12 protein-coding genes are annotated in these 16,098 nt (G+C 46.6%); 5 read left to right on the top strand and 7 right to left on the bottom strand.

Features of this window, described 5'->3' with window-relative positions; translation table 11 throughout:
- Window positions 1–29: 29 nt before the first annotated feature.
- Complete coding sequence (locus tag GF401_12030; GenBank protein ID MBD3345781.1) at window positions 30–2,351, bottom strand: YfhO family protein; 2,322 nt, start codon at window positions 2,349–2,351, stop codon at window positions 30–32.
- A 1-nt stretch (window position 2,352) separates the two neighbouring features.
- Window positions 2,353–2,787, bottom strand: coding sequence for a hypothetical protein (locus tag GF401_12025; GenBank protein ID MBD3345780.1), 435 nt, complete (start codon window positions 2,785–2,787; stop codon window positions 2,353–2,355).
- A 226-nt stretch (window positions 2,788–3,013) separates the two neighbouring features.
- Between GF401_12025 and GF401_12020 the strand changes: the two genes are divergently transcribed.
- On the top strand, window positions 3,014–4,318 hold the full coding sequence (locus GF401_12020) for a DUF362 domain-containing protein (GenBank protein MBD3345779.1): 1,305 nt from the start codon (window positions 3,014–3,016) through the stop codon (window positions 4,316–4,318).
- Between the two features lie 126 nt (window positions 4,319–4,444).
- Here GF401_12020 and GF401_12015 read toward each other — a convergent pair whose 3' ends face one another.
- Both GF401_12015 and GF401_12010 read right to left on the bottom strand, forming a co-directional pair.
- Complete coding sequence (locus GF401_12015) at window positions 4,445–5,941, bottom strand: carbohydrate kinase (protein MBD3345778.1); 1,497 nt, start codon at window positions 5,939–5,941, stop codon at window positions 4,445–4,447.
- Window positions 5,942–6,159: 218 nt separating this feature from the next.
- A complete protein-coding gene (locus tag GF401_12010; protein MBD3345777.1) occupies window positions 6,160–6,933 on the bottom strand; it encodes an ABC transporter permease in 774 nt (257 codons plus the stop codon).
- A 232-nt stretch (window positions 6,934–7,165) separates the two neighbouring features.
- On the opposite strand from GF401_12010, the gene GF401_12005 reads away from it, so the two are divergent.
- A complete protein-coding gene (locus tag GF401_12005) occupies window positions 7,166–8,398 on the top strand; it encodes an LL-diaminopimelate aminotransferase (GenBank protein ID MBD3345776.1) in 1,233 nt (410 codons plus the stop codon).
- Between the two features lie 18 nt (window positions 8,399–8,416).
- On the opposite strand, the gene GF401_12000 is transcribed toward GF401_12005, so the two are convergent.
- Complete coding sequence (locus tag GF401_12000) at window positions 8,417–9,265, bottom strand: hypothetical protein (protein ID MBD3345775.1); 849 nt, start codon at window positions 9,263–9,265, stop codon at window positions 8,417–8,419.
- A gap of 134 nt (window positions 9,266–9,399) precedes the next feature.
- Between GF401_12000 and GF401_11995 the strand changes: the two genes are divergently transcribed.
- Window positions 9,400–11,595, top strand: coding sequence for a transglycosylase SLT domain-containing protein (locus GF401_11995; protein MBD3345774.1), 2,196 nt, complete (start codon window positions 9,400–9,402; stop codon window positions 11,593–11,595).
- A gap of 185 nt (window positions 11,596–11,780) precedes the next feature.
- Here the strand turns inward: GF401_11995 and GF401_11990 are convergent, their stop codons facing one another.
- A complete protein-coding gene (locus GF401_11990) occupies window positions 11,781–13,304 on the bottom strand; it encodes a hypothetical protein (protein MBD3345773.1) in 1,524 nt (507 codons plus the stop codon).
- Window positions 13,305–13,671: 367 nt separating this feature from the next.
- Between GF401_11990 and GF401_11985 the strand changes: the two genes are divergently transcribed.
- Window positions 13,672–15,084, top strand: a complete 1,413-nt coding sequence (locus tag GF401_11985) for a hypothetical protein (GenBank protein ID MBD3345772.1) — start codon at window positions 13,672–13,674, stop codon at window positions 15,082–15,084.
- 57 nt (window positions 15,085–15,141) lie between these two features.
- Here GF401_11985 and rpmB read toward each other — a convergent pair whose 3' ends face one another.
- Window positions 15,142–15,324: a 50S ribosomal protein L28 gene (rpmB, locus tag GF401_11980; GenBank protein ID MBD3345771.1), complete on the bottom strand. Its 183-nt coding sequence runs from the start codon at window positions 15,322–15,324 to the stop codon at window positions 15,142–15,144.
- Between the two features lie 122 nt (window positions 15,325–15,446).
- On the opposite strand from rpmB, the gene GF401_11975 reads away from it, so the two are divergent.
- Window positions 15,447–16,082 carry a hypothetical protein gene (locus tag GF401_11975; protein ID MBD3345770.1) on the top strand — a complete coding sequence of 212 codons (636 nt, stop codon included), beginning with the start codon at window positions 15,447–15,449 and terminating at the stop codon, window positions 16,080–16,082.
- The last annotated feature ends 16 nt before the right edge of the window (window positions 16,083–16,098 follow it).

Below are 16,098 nucleotides of genomic sequence, written 5' to 3'. Positions count from 1 at the left end.
ATGAAAGCATTTGATAGAATCACATTAAATCAAAATATCCATGGCTCGTACAACCTTTTCGGAAGAAATCTCTTCCCGAAAATACCCACACAAATAAAAAGCAGAGATATAAGTGACAGCAGCATTCCTTTTGTAAAAGCAGAAGACTGATATTTCATAACCACCCGGTGTGTTCCCTCGGGCACGGCAATGGCTCGGAACAGAAGGTTGGCCGGATAGAGCTCTGTTTTTTTTCCGTCGATAGAGGCTTTCCAGGCAGGATAGTATACCTCGCTTGCCGAAAGAAGCATAGGCTGATCGGCCGTTACCTCCAGTTCGATCCGGTTGGGATTTTCCTCGATCAAGCGAACGGTCCCCGATGCATCTTCACGGGGGGTAATTGCAATGGCGGGCTCCTCCTCAAGGGCGATATCCTTGCCTACCCCAAAATTATCCGAGTTTATATACGAGATAACATCATCTATCGAAGAGCAGACCTTGTAGGATGTCGACAAATAGAATCGTGGCGCAGTGCTCAGGCGCTCGAACTGGAACTGGTCGGGCATTTTCCGATATCTGATATTGAAAAGCTTCTGCCCGGGTTCGATATCCACCTTGTATAGAAGCTCGTTATACCGGGTCAGGCGGAGCTGGTTGTATCCTTCAGTGAGCGGAATCTCTTCCACATTGCCCAGATTGCGGGGAAGCATCATCTGGCCCTCACCGGGGCCGCGGTACAGCCGGCTTTGGATACGGAATTTCTCCTGTGTAAGCTCCTGCTTGAACGGCCGCAGATTGAACCGCCGATAGAACGCCTTGGGATTCATTGTGCCCCCACCGAATGAGCTTCCGTAGTTGTAAAGCTCGATAAAGACCAGCATGGCAAGAAAGAATCCGAGAAGCCCCCGTTGCGAGGTTCTGATCATGCCGACCAGTAAAATCATCACAACCACTGTCATGCCGAGAGTGAGTGCCACCGAATTTTTCGATTGCGACAGCACCTGTTCGTGCGCGAAATACCGTGAACTTGTGTCGAATGCACCGGCTAAGAAAAGAAAGGAGAAGAGTGCGATAACCCCTGCCAGTACCGATACGGCGATCAGGTACTGCCGGTCCTTTTTTTCATTCCTTTTGATAAGCTTGCTCATGCCGATTCCTGCAAGAAGGATCAGGCAGAAGGAAAAGAAAAAAGCAAAACGTCCGGGTATTCTGAATTTATTGAATCCGGGAACGATCGTAAACACAACCCGGTACAGCGGCGTATGCTCGCCCAGGGCAAGGAGCATCAGGATAAATCCCAGTATGGACAGAAAGAGAACCCGTTTGTTGATCTTAATGTCAATTACTGCACGCAGGGCCAGAAAGAGGGTGCCCAAGCCGCAGAACAGCGAAGTCTCCCAGAAAAAATGGGACTGGCCCTCAAAGGCCCAGAATGGAGATCCCGCCGAACGGTCGCCGGTAACATGACCGAAAAATTTCGGTGAAAGAAGTGTCAGTAAATAGGAAAAGGGGGTAGATCCCTGTACCGATTGTTCAAATGTCATGGTCTCACGGACGCTTGCTGCCATGTGTTCGAATGCCGGAAGGTACTGGATCGCGGCCATGGCCAGGCCAAGGCCTGCGGTTATTCCAAACATTACCAGATGCTGTGCATAGGCCTGCCATTTGCGGGGACTCTTTTCAAAAGCCCTGAACAGCGACCAGAACAAAAGAAAGTAGGCACACCACATGGAATACTGCGGATACCCGCCAAGGGTGGATATTCCGTAGAAAAGCCCGGCTAAAAGCACATGGATAATGCTTCCCGAATTGAATGCTTTATCGAGAAACAGAAAGACAAAGGGAAACCAGGCCATCACGTATACAAAGGTATGCATGATATGAAGTGAAACATAGCCCGAGAACATAAAGGCGATCGCAACAAAGAGCGAAGCCATACGGTGGAAACCCAGGTGAATCGACAACAGATAGGTCCCGATGCCCAGAAGAAGAATATGCAGCAGAATAAACCAGGTGTAGGTAATCCCGCCCGGCTCCGAAATCATGGAAACCAGGAAAAGCAGCCATGACGGCGGGTAGAGAATTATGGTCTGCGGGTCGGAGGCAAAGGGCATGCCGCCGAATATATAGGGGGTCCAGAAAGGAAACCGGAATTCCTTCAATGAGGAGACGGCGAAATTAACATTCGGATATCCCTGATAAAGAATGTCTTCCCATAAAAAAGCCATGCCGAACAATAGCTTGTGATAAAAAATTATGAACAGCGGTATCAGCAGCAAGGGAAGGTATTTCAGATAATCGTTTTGCCTTACAATACTTTTCGGTTGGTCTGCTTTGGGAGTCCGGGGTTCAATACGTTTCTTTTTTGCCATACTATTCTTTTTTCACCGGCTGTGGTGCGAATGCCCAGTAATGACTCAATAAATAATTTGCCACAGTCCCGCATCCGATGCCGATAAGGTTTGAAATTTCATAATAAAGATTTATAAACTCGGTAAAAAATACAAGGATACCCCAGTTAACTGCCAAAGCCACCATGCCGCAGGAGAGATTGAATTTCCAGAAAGAACTTAAAAAGCTTATCTGAGAGCTGTGCCGACGGTCTTGCCAGGTCCAGAAATAATTGAGAAGAAAATTGCTGATAATTGCTGTTTCAATGGCAATAATAGCGGAAATCTTGTAATCGATTTCTGCCCATTTGGTAAGAATGCGCAGTATTCCTGCATTAACAATCACTCCGCTTCCACCAACGATGCCGAATTTGATGAATCGAATCAGGCCTGAAGAACATTTCTTATTTATTTGCATCGCAACCGAGGATTAACAATTTAATAACAGAGAAAAGATATTATAAAGCTTTTCGTAATTATTATATATTATATACAATTATAACAGATGAATATAAAATACACTCTGAATATTCCATGAGGACACAGAATTGGAGAATTGGAGTAAGGGGCTCCTGAAAAGGCCGAATCTCCTGCATCCCACTACTCCATTACTCCATCACCTCATCTCTTCAAAAGGCTACGCCATGAGCAAATCGAAAGTTGCGATAGTCCGGACCTCTCCGGAGACGGTTCTTGATGATTATCATCGGGTAATGAACCTTGCGGGGTACCGGAAACATATTGATAAAAGTGTCGATACTGCACTGAAAATTAATATCAGCTGGCATTTCTTTTTCCCCGGAAGCTCCACGACACCCTGGCAGCTTGACGGTGTTATACGGACAATGAAACGCGACGGCTACGATCCATCGCTGATTCACGGATGTCATAATCGTACTGTTGTTATCGATGCCCATCTTGGAGAGCGGGAAAACAAGCAGATCAACGTTGTGAAGGCCCATGGCCTCCGGAATATTCATCTGTACGAAAACGAAGAATGGATCAATATCCGGGATGCGGTTGGCGATCTTGCCGATACGTTCCTCTGCCTCAACGAGGTTTATCCCAAGGGGTTTATGATTCCCAAACGGTTTATTGGTGAAAATATAATCCACCTTCCCACGATCAAAACCCATATATTCACCACCATGACCGGTGCGATGAAAAATGCCTTTGGCGGTCTGCTGAACGAAAAACGCCACTGGACCCATCCGGTGATCCACGAAACCCTGGTTGATCTTCTCATGGTCCAGCAGAAAATCCATAAAGGGCTCTTTGCGGTCATGGATGGCACTTTTGCCGGTGACGGCCCCGGGCCGCGGTGCATGATGCCCTCTATTAAAAATATCCTTTTAGCGTCAAAAGATCAGGTCGCTATCGACGCCGTTGCCGCTCATCTCATGGGATTCGATCCCCTCAGGGATGTTCAATTCATTCGTTTGGCCCACGAGCATGGTCTGGGATGCGGCGATATCAAAGAGATCGAAATAGCCGGGGACAGCAAAGTGATGGATAACCCGTGGAATTTTGTGGGGCCCTATAAAAAAATGACCTTTGCAAGCAAAATGCAGCATAAAATCTACTGGGGCCCGCTTAAAAAACCCCTTGAATGGACACTCAAAACAGTCCTTGCCCCTTGGTCATATATCGCCAGTGTGGTCTACCACGATTTCTACTGGTTCCCGACCCATCTCAAACGGATCAACCAGATCCTTAAAAGCAGGTGGGGGAGACTCTTCCATAACTGGGACAATGTTGCAATCCCGCCCGATGATCTCAAAACAAAGGGCTGGACCGATGTGGGCAAGGAACCCCTTGAACTCCATCCCAAAAGTCTGAAACTGATGCATAAGTCGGTAAAGATCCTGGGAACCGCAATCAAAGAAGCCCCGGAGTTTTCCTCAAAGAGAAGGCGCAAATCATCAGCTATGCCCGGCAAGCAGGATTGAAATCCCCAATTTACATAAAAACAGAAAAATTGCGGTAAACGGGGAGTAACATCGCATAAATGCAGGTCAATCACTCACAAGATTACTGCATTATCAGAAGATAATCTATTCTGCTATCAATACGTATTACAACAACTCCATAAATGCCTCGGTATACTGATCGATACCCTCAAAAGTCACCGGCTCTACCTTGTTGATCTCGATTTCAAAAGCGTTGCTGCTTTCCATGGGCGTGGTTTTATCCAGCGCAGCCTTTCCTAAAATCGCCGCACCAAAAGCGGTAGCTTCCTGCATCTGCGTTAAGGCAACCCGCGAATCGGGATAGAGTCCGGTCAAAAGGGCATTGTAGGGAGCGTTTTTCCAGAATCCGCCTTCAGTAAAGATTGTCCCTTTGCCGTCGTAGCCGGTCATGCCAAGGGCTGCCTTTGTCTGGATCGCCAGAGAGAGAATGCAGACCGCACATGCGGTTTCATAATCTTTGAAAAATTCAGGAACGGCTTTCCCTTCAGTGATATCGGACAGGAGGTATTCTTTCCCATCCTCCACCACTTTCGGCACTGCGGTAGGGAAAATACCGGTTCCCTTTGCAACCGAGGGAAGAATGAAAAGCTTTTTTTCCGCAATAATCTTTCGGTACCGTGCTGCATCGAGATCCGGGTGATGTTTCGTTCCGGTGGTTTTCTGAAGAATTTCCAGATAGGTTTCGTATTCCATACCGCCCATGAAAATCGAAGTCTTTACCGGATTGTAAAAGGCATCGAGATTGTAGAACACAAGCTTGCCGAGTTCATCCTGCTCGAACCCGATTTCGCTGGTCGGATGCATGGCAACGCACCAGGTGCCGGTCGAATTGAGTACGAAATCGGTATAGCCTTTGATAAGAAAGGGGAGAAGCGACGAATTTGAATCATGAATTCCCATCGTTACGATACAATCGGTCGACAGACCGGTCTCCTGCGAGGTTTTCTCGCTGATTGTGCCTAAAACTTCCCACGATTTCGAAATATCAGAGGCAAGTTTGTCGGTAATTCCGAGTTTGTCGGCGACCTCGGAGTATTTCTTGTTTTCAAAATCGAAAAGATAAGTGTGACATCCCACATAGGTCGGTTCTGCACCATAATTACCGGTAAATACATAGCCGAAATATTGGGGATAACCTAAGATCATATGAACATTTTTAAACTGATCGGGATAGGTCTGTTGAAGGAAATAGATCTTTTTTCCGGGATTGATCAAGCTTCCGATCGGGGCAGTAGCGGTTTTCTCCTGAAGTGCTTCCGGAGTCCCGAAGGTCGAGTAAAAATCTTTCTGGAATTTCTCGTCTGTTTCGGTCGTATAGGCAACCGGCGGAACCGCAATATTTCCATTCTTGTCGATGCATACAACCGTCGCTCCATGAGTCGTAACCGAAAGCGCCTTGATATCATATTTCGACGAAAACTCTTTGAGACGCTCCTTGAACCATCGGGTCATCTCTTCAACAGCTTCAAAATGAATACCCTCTTCGACCTTTTCCTCAAAGTTTTCATACACCGAATCGACAATGGTAAGCGAGTCATCGAAAATCAAAACTTTCTTGTTGGTTTTCCCGACATCGATTACTGCAATGTGATAGCGAGACATATTATGTGCTCCTTTCGATTTCAGATCCGGCCCAAAAATTTTTCCATTAGTCTTATAAGCTGATTTTTGACATCTTAAATATACGAATTAAAGGTATAGGAATCAACTGCGGGAAAAAATAGGAGGAGTTGAAGGTTAAAGGTCGGAAGTCGAAGGTCGAAAGTCGGAAGGTCAATTCTTTTTCTCAACATCAGCCTCAGCCTTGTTTTTTCCTTCCCTTACAACAGCAAGGCCGAAACAATCATATTCGCCACGATAATAAGCACGCAGGATGCTACCACGGCATCGCGGGTAAATAGTCCAACACCGATTGCCCCGCCGGTAGTCGAATAGCCATAATAGCATCCGACCAGGGTATTGATAACCGTAAAAATGACAACCTTGACAATACCGGTAAACATCGACTGGAGAGTGAATCCGTATTTCATGCCGTTGTAGAATACCGACGAACTCAAACCCATGGTCAGGGAAGCAAAGATCTGGGATGACACAATGGATACCAGCGAGCCGGCGACAAAGAAAACCGGGGCCATGAAAAAACCCGCCGCAATGCGGGGGAGTATGAGATAGCTGTAAGGATCCAGGGATAGAATAGTCAGTGCATCGATCTGCTCGGTGACACGCATAATCCCAAGCTCGGCGGTGATTTTGGCGGCAATTCGTCCGGCAAGAATCAAGCCGATCAACGCCGGCCCCAGGTCGATAAACACTGTCGTACTCACCATCTTGCCCATCAGTGACGGCGCCGGGTGGAGCGCATCGGTAATACTCACATAGGTAATCGCTGAAATACCGCCCACGCAGATACTCACCAGCATAACCATGGGAAGGGACATCACGCCGATATGATACATCTGCTCGACTATAGCGCCATACCGCCATCGAGCAAAAATGGTCCGGCAGAAGAAAATGCCCAGATTTCCGATCATCTCTATTGATAATCGGGCACTGGCGCCGAAGGTTTCAGCAATATTGTCGAAAATTCTACGCATACAAAGAGGATATCATTGATTCTACTTTCTCTGCAATGAAAATAGTTTAGCGATACATCCCATTGCCCATTAATTTCAATTTTCCAACCTGTTTATCATTAAATGTTGGCGTTGCCCGGATGTCCGCTCGTTTTACCAATTATTATTTTCCATAACTCCCGATTATCCTTTCGGGTTCACATTTGATCTGTTGTACCTGCATATCCGGCACTCTTTGTTGAAGGAGTTTTTAATGATTCGTCTCAATGAAAATTATCTCAAATTGCAATCATCCTATCTTTTTTCCAATATTTCCCGTCGCGTGGCAGAATTTCAGAAATCCAATCCCGGCAGGGAAGTAATCAAACTTGGTATCGGCGATGTCACCCTTGCTTTGCCCGAAGCCAGTGTTTCTGCATTTCATGCTGCAGTTGATGAGATGGCTGATGAGAAAACATTCCGGGGCTACGGACCTGAACAGGGATACGATTTTCTCCGCAAAAAAATAGTGGCGCGCGACTTTACTCCACGGGGTGCAGATATTGCCGACGATGAAATCTTTATCTCCGACGGCGCCAAATGCGATACCGGAAATATTCAGGAGCTTTTTGCTCAGGATATAACAATCGCCGTGCCCGATCCCGTATATCCGGTTTATGTGGATACCAATGTCATGGCGGGACGGACCGGAAAGTTTGCTGATGGCCGCTATGAAGGACTCGTGTATCTCGAATCAAGCGAAAACAACGGTTTTGTGCCTGAGCCCCCGAAAGAAAAGGTCGATCTGATTTATCTCTGTTTTCCCAACAATCCGACCGGCGCAACCGCCTCAAAGGAACAGCTCAAAGCGTGGGTCGATTATGCGATCGAAAAAAAAGCCCTTATTCTCTATGATGCTGCCTATGCCGCATTTATCAGAGATGAATCGGTGCCGCAGAGTATTTTTGAGATCGACGGTGCCCGGAATGTAGCTGTCGAAAGCAGAAGCTTTTCAAAAACCGCCGGATTCACCGGAACCCGGTGCGCCTATCTGGTAATCCCCAAAACATGCATGATTTACGACAATAACGGTACTGCCCATGATCTCCATTCCCTCTGGAACCGCCGCCATACAACAAAATTCAATGGCGTTTCATATCCGGTCCAGCGCGCGGCCGAAGCAGTCTATTCCGATGAGGGCATGAAACAGATTAAAGCTCTTTCAGATTATTACCTCGAAAACGCAAAAATGATACGGGAGCAGATGACCTCACTGGGATTCACCTGCACCGGCGGTGTCAATTCACCCTATATCTGGATCAATGCACAGCGGGATTCGTGGGAACTCTTCGATATGCTGCTCAATAAAGCCGGCGTTGTCTGCACGCCCGGAAGCGGATTCGGAAAATGCGGTGATGGCTATGTCCGTATCAGTGCGTTCAACAGTCACGAAAATGTCACAAAAGCATTGGAGCGTATCGCCAGCGCCTTTAAGGATGGGAATTGACTGCTTTAACGATGTAACTCATCGATTTGTGCCTGTCAAAACAGAATCAAAATAAGCCATCACCCGCTTCATCCTGCCATAGGGGAAACTCGTGTGCTCTTCTTTTGTTTCGTAATAGGTATGTTTCACCCCGCAGGAATCGAGTATATGGTGAAGCCGCCGGTTTGCATCGACAAACCAGTCGTTGGGGCCCGAGTAAAAGCAGAGGGACACGTTCTTTCCCTTGAGCCTGCAGGCATTGTCCACAATGTTGACCTTTTTCCAGTTATTCCGCAGTGATGACTGCCTGCCGAGGATCAGGGGTAGACTCCAGTTATCCGGGAACGGCATAATATCCACCGCTCCTTTGATACTGTAGGCCGCGCCGAAAACATCGGGATGCTCGATTATGTTATGAAGTGCACCAAAGCCACCCATGCTGTGTCCGGCGACCCCCGTATTTTTCTTTCCGGGTAAAGTGGGGTAGAGCGAATCGATCCGCGGCTTGAATTCTTCAACCAAAAAACGGGAAAACTGCATACGCTCTTTCACCGGACTGTTGAGCCACCAGCTCTGTGGATACTTGCCCCTGCCGGAACCGTCATCCGGAATCGCAACAATAAAACCGAAATTGTCGACCAGCTTCTGCACCTGCGCACCGTATTCGGAATCCAGGTACAGCCCCGCATAACATCCTGCACAGTGGAGAAGATACAGCACCGGATATCGACGAGGTGGGCTCGATTTATCGTATGATTCGGGCAGAAGAACAATAGATGACGCCCGACGGTCGAGGATCTCGCTTTTAAATGCGCCTTTTTCGATATGGCCGGCAAACAGCGACGTATAAATAATAATATTTATAATTACAAACACAAACTTTTGCATGATTTTAATCTTTGTTATATATTTTTTAAGTGCATTCTCCTGTTACATATAATATAATCAACCAGTAATGGAAATCGCAGGCTTTTGCGAAGAAGTCCGGCCCCTTCACTTTAATTATAATACGGAAAAAATTTATGCGTCATCATTCAAATAAACTTCCCGGTATACTGTTTATTACCGCTGTTCTTTGTTTTTCCGGTGCTTATGCAAAAAGCGAAATATTTCCTACGCCTCCCAATTTGGTGGATAATGTCGAGTTCTGGAAAAAAATATATGCTGAGGTTTCCACTACCGAAGGCTTGCTGCACGATTATGAATATCCATTGGTAACTTATAAAAAGGTATATGTCGGGCGACGGACAGGACGGTCGAGAATCAATGCGATTAGAAAAGAGAAAAAACTTGTCGTTTCCTATCTCAATATTATTCTATCTCAACCCGAATCGAGCTGGTCCAAAGAAGAAAAACGGATAGCCAAATTGATCAATAAATATGTGCCGAAAGACGACAGGAGTGGTATTATCGATCGAATCCGTTTCCAGCAGGGACAGAAAGAGCGATTTTTATCGGGACTCGAGAAGTCCGGCCTGTATATTGACACAATACGAACAGTCCTCAAGCAATACAACATCCCCGACCGTCTCGCTTTTCTGCCCCATGTGGAATCATCATTTAACACTTATGCCTACTCGAAAGTTGGGGCGGCCGGTCTTTGGCAATTCATGCGGGGGACTGGAAAAATGTATATGACAATCAATTACCTTGTTGATGAGCGGCGGGATCCGTTCACGGCCACTCATGCCGCAGCAAAACACCTTCGAAACGATTACGATATCCTCGGAAGCTGGCCGCTGGCTATAACCGCCTACAATCATGGTCTTTACGGGATGAAACGGGCAGTGGCTCGAACCGGTTCAAAAGATATCGGTACCATTATCGAGCGTCATGCAAGCAGGTCCTTCAGGTTCGCCTCGAAAAATTTCTATTCCTGTTTCCTTGCGGCAAGCGAGATCGCGGAAAATCCTGAGAAATATTTTTCCACCATCAATTATTTCCCCCGCCTGAAAGTAACCGATATTACGCTGACCCACTATATTCGGCCCCGTATTCTGGCCGAATATCTGGGCATATCCGAGAAAAAGCTCGTCGAGCTTAACCCGGCGCTTCGACCGGTAGTGTTCTCACAGCAGAAAAAAATCCCTGCCGGCTATGCTATCCACCTTCCAGCGGAATTTTCTGCCGAGAAAGCGCAGCTTGCACTGGCCTCGATCCCTGATTCGCTGAAAAGCGAGCAGCCCGACAGACCCAAATACTACCGGGTGAGGAGGGGCGATAATCTTTATGCGATTGCGTCACGACTCGGCGTTTCTGCAAAGTCAATTGCATTCGAAAACAATATTACCCGTATGAACCGGATCTATGCCGGCCAACTGCTCCAGATTCCGGGGGCATCGCCAATCGGCAAAAAACCCGCTGCAAAACCTGCTGTGAAAGCTGTTGCGATGACCGAAAAAAAATCGGTACAAGCTGCAAAACCCGGGATAAAGCCGCCTGAACCCTCCAAAGACAAAGAAGTTGAACCGAAAAAAAAGAAGAGCAAACCGGCTGTTACCGAAATGACGGTGGTACAAAAAAATGCCGTCATACCCGCGGCGCCGGACAAACCAGAAAAAGAAGTTGTCGAGGATGATTCACTTAAAGATCTTCTTATGGCACCGGCAGTGGTCAGAGTGGACAGTGCAGGGGATGACAAACCGGCCATTGTTTCCAATTTCGATGTCGAAGTCTATGATCTTGAAACGACTCTCTCTGCTGCAGGTGATATCGCCGAAATAACCGTCACAGTCGATGAAACAATCGGGCATTATGCCGATTGGCTCGGTATTCCTACCCAGCGTATTAGAAACCTCAACAGTATGGGCGGCGGATCGACGATCCGGATCGATCGGTCGATTATGATTCCTGTTGGTGAAGATGGTCTCGATGAATTCGTTGCCGCACGGCTCCAATACCATCTTGCCTTCGAAGAAGACTTTTATTCCCAGTTCAAGGTTGCCGATGTAAAATCGGAGATTATCAAAAAGGGACAGACCCTCTGGGATCTCTGCAATAGTGGTGAAGAAGAAATGCCACTGTGGCTGTTCAAGAAGTATAACAAGCATCTCGATATAGCAAAGCTGATGCCCGGTACAGAGGTCTGGCTTCCGGTAATAGAACCTAAAACCGAAGAAGATTACGAGAGGGAAGCACTCCAGGCCACCAATCCGCCCGAGCCGTCTTCTTGGCGGCCACTCAAAATAGCCGACCAGCCCGCCCGGCGAACGCCCTGAAAAGTTCGCCCGGTTTTCTTTCTCATGATTTTTTCAAACCCGGCATTGCTTGATCGGGTGACGACTGATTGTTTTGCTATTGTAAATGATACAGAATGGTTTTGGCCCATTCCTTCAGTAATCCGGTTGCACGATGCATTCCTTAGTATTTCGAATTTCGAGCTTTGGATTTCAATTTTTGCGACCTATACTCCTCGATTCATTCGCTTTTTAATCTGCTCCAGCACCTGTTTCATCTGTTGGTTTCTGCCGGCCAGGTTGTTTTCCGATTCTGCAACAATCGAAGTCATGGCTTCAACAAGGCTTCCAAGCTCCTGGTTGTAGGATTGGATATTGGCATGGAGGTCTTTTTTCAGCACCTGCTGAATCTCTCTTTTTGATTCTTCCAGCTTCTGCATAAGGCGGGCGTTATATTCTTTCTCGAATTCCGATTTGAGATACTGAACAGCCTCGTTATAGATCTCCTTTTTCATTTGTTGATAATTGTCGGAATTCGGTGTGGGTTGTGTTTTTTGTTTGGATTTGGCTTGAGGCTGAGGACGTTGTGGTGTCTGCCTTTGCGCTGCAGGCATTGCTTGTCTTGTTTGCCGTTGTTCGACTGGTCCGACAAACTCTTCAAGCTCGGATAAATCATAAGCATCATCTGTTGCCGGTGCCTGTTTGGGAGCAGACGCTGCAGGGGGTGGGGATTGAGGTGCAGGTCGGGGTGGAGGAGGGGGTGCGACCGGAGGCTTCCGGGGTGCGGTTTGCGGTGGTGAGGAAGGTGATTTCGGCTGTGAGGGGTTGTTGTCTTTTTCGATAGAATCCAGGAGCATCTGGTTCTTCTGTTTAATATGACGGCCGATAAGTGCGGCAATTACAAAAAATATGACGGCAACGACGGCGATTATTGCCGGGAAGATAATGTGACCCGGAATACCACCTTCTTCTTTTTTGCCCTGAGCTTCGGCAAGAGCGGCTTTGCTGGATACCGAGTCCTTTGATTCTTTTGCCGATGGTGATTTTTTCTCCGACTTTGCCTCTGTTGCCCCGGCTTTATCGGAAGCTTCATCCGCTGATGCCTGGGCCGTACCTACCTTATACTTAATCGAGAGATCCGGTACTCCCTGAATTTCCGGCTGTATTGTCTTAGATATACCCGAATTGTCCCATTCATGGGTAAAAATGGTACTGTTGTCGTATCTTACTGCAAAGGATTTGTCTGTTTTCCGGGCAATGAGATCAAAACAATCTTTTAAATCTACTTTCACAGCCACGGCGCCACCCGAACGAACTCCGCCCGACCTGGTCTGCAATTTAATCGGTTGGGTCCAGAAAAGATAATGGTCATTCCCGCTTTTCAATCGGCCATAGTAGGGCTTTAAATCTCCAACGGTTTCATCGTACCAGCTCTGGTTCGAAATATCCCGGTAGTCCTTTTCAGCAACTTCTCCTTCAATTACTTCATTGACAATTTTCCCCTTGGAATTTGTCCTGATAAAGGTGTGGATTTCAGGATGTTCTTGGGCTTCCTTTAAAAAGTAGTTGTCACCCGTGGAAACCCGACTCCGCATCGCTTTGGATTGGGAAATTTTCTCAAGATAGGAATCCAGATTCGAAAAATATGAGTCTACAGCCTCCGGAAAATTCTCGTCTGCAGAAAAACCCGCGGAAATTAAAGAAAAAACCAGAATAGATGCTGATAAAGAAAAAATGTTTTTGGCTCCCATTTTCGCCTCCTTGTATAAAACAAATTTTATAACCGGCTCTTTGTAGTGTAATGAAACCTGCCTTGATTTTAAAATAACATTGGATTCCCTGAGATCAAAATTTTTATTCGAGCCAATTCAGAAGTCCATGTTTATTAAATTCCGTTGATGACCAGTACCGGTATGAAATAGTTTCGGTGAATTTATGGAATCCAACGGGAATTATCTCTTTCATAGATCCATTCCGAAATTTATGTTATACTTTTATATATAGTTGTCGTTTCCGTGCTTGATGAGAGTTTGTGATTCAAATAATCATGATTGCCCCACAGCTTGCGCATTGAAGCTGTAAGTACACGGAAGAGTAAATCTCAGGAGGAGGAATTCTATGCGGGCTGTCTGGTTGATCATTTGTGCGTCCTTACCCATGGTTACTCTCGCTGCCGAGATTGATACCAATTTCAGTGTAAATACATGGAATTCCCGAACGACAGCCCGTCTGGATGTCCAGGAGGTAATCGACAGCGCAGTAATCGATTCGAATGCCGTAACAGTACGAAACCGAAGCGATAGTCTGGGAATTCTCAAACATCGCAAGGAGGTCGCTGATCAATCCTTTACCTATTCTGTTGATATCAAAACCCCGAACAGCAGCTATCTCTGGCTGGGAATCAGCTTCTGTCTCAAAAGCAATCTCGAAGGTTACTATTTTACGGTAGATACCAATCAGACATGGATGCTTTTCAAATACATAGCAGACAGCACCGACAATCCGCAATCGGTGATTATCGATGCCGGACCTCACTCTTTTGTCAATAGTTTCACAAACACCCTTAAAGTCAGCAAGGATGGAGACGACATTAGTCTCTTTGTCAATGGTCGGGTTGTATTCTCCGGTTCCGACCCAGATTTTGACTCCGGAAGTGTGGGACTGGTTATCCATCATAGCATACGAGCTACCTTCTCCAATATCAGCTGGACCACTCATACGACCTCACCCCGGAAAGTGACCTGTTTTACGAGCGATTTTGTGCAGGATTCTTTAAAAGGATGGTATCTCGGGTATACCCAGGAAACGCCGTCAATTATCGACAGTAATCTGGTACTGACCTCCGGTGATTCATTACGGAGTATTCTGGTAACCAGTGGAGATTTCGATTCATCATCCATAAAGGCACAGGTTGCCTTTTCCGGAGGAAGTTTCGGTGGTGCCTATGGCGTCACCTTTATTGATATCGTGCGGGGCGGTGATTCCACCTCTTACAGAAATTATGCCTTTGTTCTCAATCCCCAGGGTGAGCATTATGGTGTGATCAAGCCCGATTCAACCCGCTTCAACTGGTCGCCCGGCTCCTATCCTGAGATCTTGGGGAATGGTGAAATCAATACCATCGTTGTTAAACGGGATAACGACAAGTATCACTTTATGGTTAATGGCGTGGCTATTGTGGATGCCAATGTTCAGGAGGGTTTTGATATCGACGGCGCCGGGATTATTGCCCTACCCGACACCACTTTTCCACGATATGTTACCATGGAATGCTCATGGTTTGCGGTATCTCAAAGCGACAGCTTCGAATGTCCGGTGCATCTTCCGGTGCCGTACAAGCTTCAGATATCACGAACTGCACCGTCCAGACGATACTATGGCATTGTCTTCGATCCCCTGGGGAGGAAAATTTCTTCACTTAAGAACAGCCGTTTCAGAGCACAAAAACTTCCATCGGGAACGTTTATTATTGTATCCGAAAATAATAAAAAGAGGGTAGTACCAGACCTGCAAAAGATAAGAGTAAAATAAGGAAGGACCGAAAAACCTCTCTATCATTTCTGATTTTGTATGCTCGTGTGCTTGTTCTTACGCCTTTGCCATGGTTTTCAGGCAACGCATACAAACTTTCACTTTTTTAACCGAACCGTTTTCGGTGACTTTGACTGTCCGAAGATTAGGAAAGAATGTCCGTTTATTCACATTATGAGCGTGAGATACAGTTCTTCCTGCAACTGGACGTTTTCCGCATTTGTCGCAAATTTTCGACATAGGTGCCTCCTGCACTTTTCTCTAACATATATTTATTTTAAACTGGTTGAAAATACATATGGTAGCGTTGATGAGTCAATAATGGTGCCTTCTGCAGGCGTACCCTCAAAAAGGAATGATTGATGCTTGAAGATCTTAAGCCCTTGTTAAATAAGACGTTAAAGCCGATTGCCTCGGTAATGGCCGTCTTGAAAATTCATCCCAACATGCTGACAATCACTGGAACCCTTCTTTTTGGTGTCGCCGGCGTCCTGATCGTTTTGGAAAAGTGGAAAATAGCGCTCATTCCTGTTATTGTCGGCTCTGTTATCGATGCGATGGATGGCCTGGTGGCCCGTGAATTCGGGCAAAAATCCACTTTCGGTGCTGTTCTCGATTCAACCTGCGACAGAATAACCGAAATAGCATGGTTCGGCGGGTTAATTATATTCTATGTCCATAACCCCCAGACATCCTGGGCTCGGTGGAATATCTATCTTGCGCTAATCGCATTTTCAGGTTCAGTGATGATCAGTTATGTTAAAGCTCGGTGTGAAGGCGTTGGTATCGACTGCTCAAGAGGAATCCTCCAACGCCCCGAACGTCTTATACTCTTCTCCCTGTTTCTTCTCCTTGGGCAAGGTGCCATGTTTCCCGGTCTTGCCATTCTCTCTGCTTTAGCCTGGTTCACCGTCGCCCAGAGAATTCATCAGGCCATCAAAGGCGGAAGAGAAATCGATGGAAAGAAGGAACGTCGAAAGTCGCAAGCGATGCACTGAGTCTTTAGCTTGTAAC

It is taken from the genome of Chitinivibrionales bacterium (assembly GCA_014728215.1).
Lineage (GTDB): Bacteria > Fibrobacterota > Chitinivibrionia > Chitinivibrionales > WJKA01 > WJKA01.
This window is presented reverse-complemented; position numbering and strand designations above follow the sequence as displayed.